We start from the raw sequence: 3,555 nt of genomic DNA, 5'->3' as shown, positions 1-3,555 counted from the left end.
TCGCAGCGTTCGCTTTGCGCACCGCCTGCCCGTCGCGCGCGGCGCCGTTCTCATCCTGAAACGCCGCGACCCGCCATTCTGGTCGAAAAATCAGAACTTCACCAGCTCCACGCGCCGGTTCCTGGCCCTGCCGGCATCCGTGCGGTTGTCCGCAACCGGCGCCGCGTCGCCCTTGCCGGCGGACTTGAGGCGCCTGGCGTCGATTCCCTTGCCTTCCAGGTACTTCACCACGCTTTCGGCGCGCTTCAAGGAGAGTTCGGCGTTGGACTTCTTGTCGCCGACATTGTCGGTATGGCCTTCCACCGACAGCTTCAGCTGCCTGTCGTTCTTCAGCAGCGACACCACTTCCGCCAGCAGCGCTTCCGATTCCGGCTTGATGGTCGCCTTTCCGGTATCGAACACGATGCCGTTCAGCGCCACGAAACCGGTGGCCTTGATCGCGGCCGCCATTTCGCCCGCCGAGAACTCGACCTTTTGCGCCATTGCGGCGACGTCGACGATATGCAGCTGGTAGCGGTAGCCGCCGTTGTCGACGCTGATCTGCACCCAGCGCTCGCCGTCTGGACGCGGCACGCGGAACACCGCGACTTCGCCATGTCGCCGCACCAGGCTGCCGCCGGCCTTCTTGAAGGCGTTCTCGTAGTTGCGGATCAGCTCCACCGTGCTCGGCTGGCGCACGCCTTCCTTCAGGATGTAGTCGATGAACCAGTACTTGCCTTCCTTGGTTTCGCCATCGTCCGGGTTGGCCTTGCTGGCGAACTGGAATTCATTGAAGTCGTTGCGCTTGCTGTTATCGATGTAGAAGCCGGGGAAGCGGGTGATTTCCGGATGCTCTTCCGTCTCTTCCAGGTCGGCCGGGTCTTTCGCGGCCAAGGCGGTGGCGGTGAAGGTAACGAGGATCAGTGCGATCAAGCGTTTGAAAGCGAGGTTCAATATGCGCTCCGTGTTATCGATGTTGGTTGTTGAATGAACCGGGTCGGGATACAAGCAGGGACGGGCAAGCAATAGCACCGCCGTCCCGAAATTAAACATGCGCCGGATGAAAAGTGCAAATACCACAAATATGGGGCGGTCAGATACCAGTAGTGAAGGCGTGTTGCCGCTTTCCTTGCGTGCGCCGCGCCACCACCGTCATTCCTCCTTGACGGTAGCGAGCAACCGCGCATCTTCCAGCGCCGCGGTGCGATTCTCCAGGGTCGGGTCGATCGACCTTGCCAAGGGCGTCACCTTTGTTCTGGTCGGGTTATCGCGGATGCTTTCAGGCGGCATGGCCATGGTAATGCATATACTGCAAATGCAGTATATGCATTCCTCCCCGGCTCCCGCAATATCCCGGACCGGCAGGATCCCGCTGCGGGCCTGCCGTTTCAATAACAACCAGGGAGTCTTGTTTGGATATGAAAAATGAAAAGTTGAGCGGCCACGCTGCGGTGCTAGGCGCCGCGCTCATGGTCGTGACGGGCGCGGCGTTCGCCCAGGGCCACGTGCATTCCTCAGCGAAAACCACTGCGACGGCGCAGGTGTCGTCGCCGCTCAGGCCGGTGGCGCTTTACCCGCAACGCGGGAGCATGATCGGGGAAGTGTTCGAGTCATACATGAGCCCGCTGCAGGAAGCAGGCGAAGAGCAGGACACGCCGGCCAACGCGCCGCAGGAATTCCGTTCGACCGCGCCTTCGAAGAACCGTGTGCAGCGTGATCTCGAAGGCCATCGCGGCCACGGCGTGCTGCGCTTCCGCAATGACATGAGCCGCGCCTATGTTGACGTCAAGATTGAAGGCATCCGCGCCGAGGACGTCAATTTGTTCCATATCCACTGCGGCAAGCCCGACAACCTTGGGCCGGTGCTGATCGACTTTGGCCAGATCACCGACCTCCAGAAGAGCTTCAAGAAAGGCGTGCTGTCCGTCGAAATCACCGACCAGGTCGTCGCCCGGAGCGCGCAGGGCGACAGCACCGTGGAAGGCCAGGCGCTGGCCGGCTGCCTGGTTGCCGCACCGTCGCTTACCGGCGGCAAGCCGGCAAAGGCGGCCACCGTTTCCGGGGTGGCGCAGCTGGCGCGGGAGGGCGCGCTCTACTTCAACCTGCATACCTATGCGCAGACCTATTTCGGCGACCTGCGCGGGCAACTGCTGCCGGCGTCGCCGGAAACGGCCAGGGCGGCGCGGGCGCAGCAGAATGCGGCGCCGAAGCAGAAGGCGGCGTCGAAGCGCTGAAGTCGTACAGCTGACCCAGGGATGGGCGCCGGCGGCGCCCATTTACCCATGACGGTAGCGTCTCGCCTGATCCGCTTGCCGCAGCCGGCATGGCGGAGCAGGCGCCTGCGCTTACTGCGCCGGCATTTCATGTCGGTCCGGCACGGCCCCGTGCAGCGGCTCACCGCCGTTGAACAAGGCGGGCGGCCACCAGCCGACGTCGGCCGTGATACGCGAGTCGAACTGCAGCCGCGACTGCGATGCCGGATAGGACTTGTTGTTGTAGGAAAAGCCCGCGACCTCCAGCACTCCGCCATTGAAGGCCGCGCATTCCTTGTTCAATGCGTACGTGGTTTCCACGCTGCCGTCATTGCCGATCGTGCGTCTGAACGGTCGCGCATCGGACAGCGGTATCGCGTTTCCCTGCTGCGTAACAATGCGCGTATGCGCCAACACTGTTTCCGCCCCTTCCGGCGTCCGCACGCGCAGGTAGGACACGGGTTCGAACACGGCGCCGGCCGGGATGACGGGCGGCAAGGGAATCACGTAAGACGTCATCAGCGTGCCGAGCCGGTCCGGACACGCGAACTCAATCGCCAGCGGCACGCCCTCATGCGGCTTCAGCACCGGCCGGGCGCTTTCGACGGGTGTCTCCAGCGTCGGAGAAAACAGGACTGTTTCCTGAGTGCCAGACGTGGTGAACGCGACGCAGCCGGTCAGGGATAGCGACAACAGGGAAAGAATGTTCGCACGCATGATTGCACCTCCTGCAGGAAGCGGGTGCCGGCCAAAACAGCAATGCGGCATCCGTACCGCACACCCTTGCAGGACTCATGCCAGTTGCCTTATCGCGGAAACACTGCCTTGTCCTGTTGCCGAGACGGCAAATCCCGTTCGGTGCAAAATAACGGTCGTACCGCCAGGCCGGAACAACCCGTTCCGGTCGTGTCCGACAGAAAAAACAAGGAGACAAGCATGCCCGCATTCCCATCCGTCGTCATCGACAAGGACCCCGTCAATCCCCGCGTCGCCCGCCTGAAGCTCAACCGCCCGGAGCGGCTGAACGCGATCAATGAAGACATGCCGCGCGACATTCGCGAAGCGGTCGACTGGGCCAATGCCGACAGCGAAGTGCACGTGATCGTGGTGGAAGGCGCGGGCAAGGGCTTCTGCGGCGGCTATGACCTGCAGTACTTCGGCCAGGGCCAGGTCGACCATCCCTGCCAGCAGGAAAAATTCCCTTGGGACCCGATGGAAGACTATGCCTACATGAAGCGCAACACCGAAGACTTCATGAGCCTGTGGCGCAGCCCGAAGCCGACGATCGCGAAGGTGCACGGCCATGCGGTCGCCGGCGGCAGCG

General features: G+C 62.8%; 5 protein-coding genes. 2 read left to right on the top strand and 3 right to left on the bottom strand.

Annotated elements, in window-relative coordinates:
- Positions 1–90: 90 nt before the first annotated feature.
- Positions 91–933, bottom strand: a complete 843-nt coding sequence (locus tag VFF99_RS13565) for an OmpA family protein (RefSeq protein ID WP_325018726.1) — start codon at positions 931–933, stop codon at positions 91–93.
- A gap of 198 nt (positions 934–1,131) precedes the next feature.
- A complete protein-coding gene (locus VFF99_RS13560; RefSeq protein WP_325018724.1) occupies positions 1,132–1,275 on the bottom strand; it encodes a hypothetical protein in 144 nt (47 codons plus the stop codon).
- 122 nt (positions 1,276–1,397) lie between these two features.
- On the opposite strand from VFF99_RS13560, the gene VFF99_RS13555 reads away from it, so the two are divergent.
- Positions 1,398–2,213, top strand: a complete 816-nt coding sequence (locus VFF99_RS13555) for a CHRD domain-containing protein (protein ID WP_325018727.1) — start codon at positions 1,398–1,400, stop codon at positions 2,211–2,213.
- 111 nt (positions 2,214–2,324) lie between these two features.
- On the opposite strand, the gene VFF99_RS13550 is transcribed toward VFF99_RS13555, so the two are convergent.
- The gene (locus VFF99_RS13550) at positions 2,325–2,948 is read right to left on the bottom strand and encodes a hypothetical protein (RefSeq protein ID WP_325018722.1); all 624 of its coding nucleotides are present in this window, start codon (positions 2,946–2,948) and stop codon (positions 2,325–2,327) included.
- Between the two features lie 219 nt (positions 2,949–3,167).
- Here VFF99_RS13550 and VFF99_RS13545 point away from each other — a divergent pair.
- A partial coding sequence (locus VFF99_RS13545; protein ID WP_325018720.1) for an enoyl-CoA hydratase-related protein occupies positions 3,168–3,555 on the top strand: 388 nt, incomplete at its 3' end.

The organism is Noviherbaspirillum sp. (assembly GCF_035654295.1).
GTDB lineage: Bacteria > Pseudomonadota > Gammaproteobacteria > Burkholderiales > Burkholderiaceae_D > Noviherbaspirillum.
Note: the sequence above shows the minus strand (reverse complement) of the source record. Positions and strands in the feature narration are given on the sequence as shown.

Coding starts and splice junctions, on each gene's coding strand:
- VFF99_RS13560 (WP_325018724.1), bottom strand. CDS start 1,275: ATGGCCATGCCGCCTGAAAGCATCCGCGATAACCCGACCAGAACAAAG.
- VFF99_RS13555 (WP_325018727.1), top strand. CDS start 1,398: ATGAAAAATGAAAAGTTGAGCGGCCACGCTGCGGTGCTAGGCGCCGCG.
- VFF99_RS13550 (WP_325018722.1), bottom strand. CDS start 2,948: ATGCGTGCGAACATTCTTTCCCTGTTGTCGCTATCCCTGACCGGCTGC.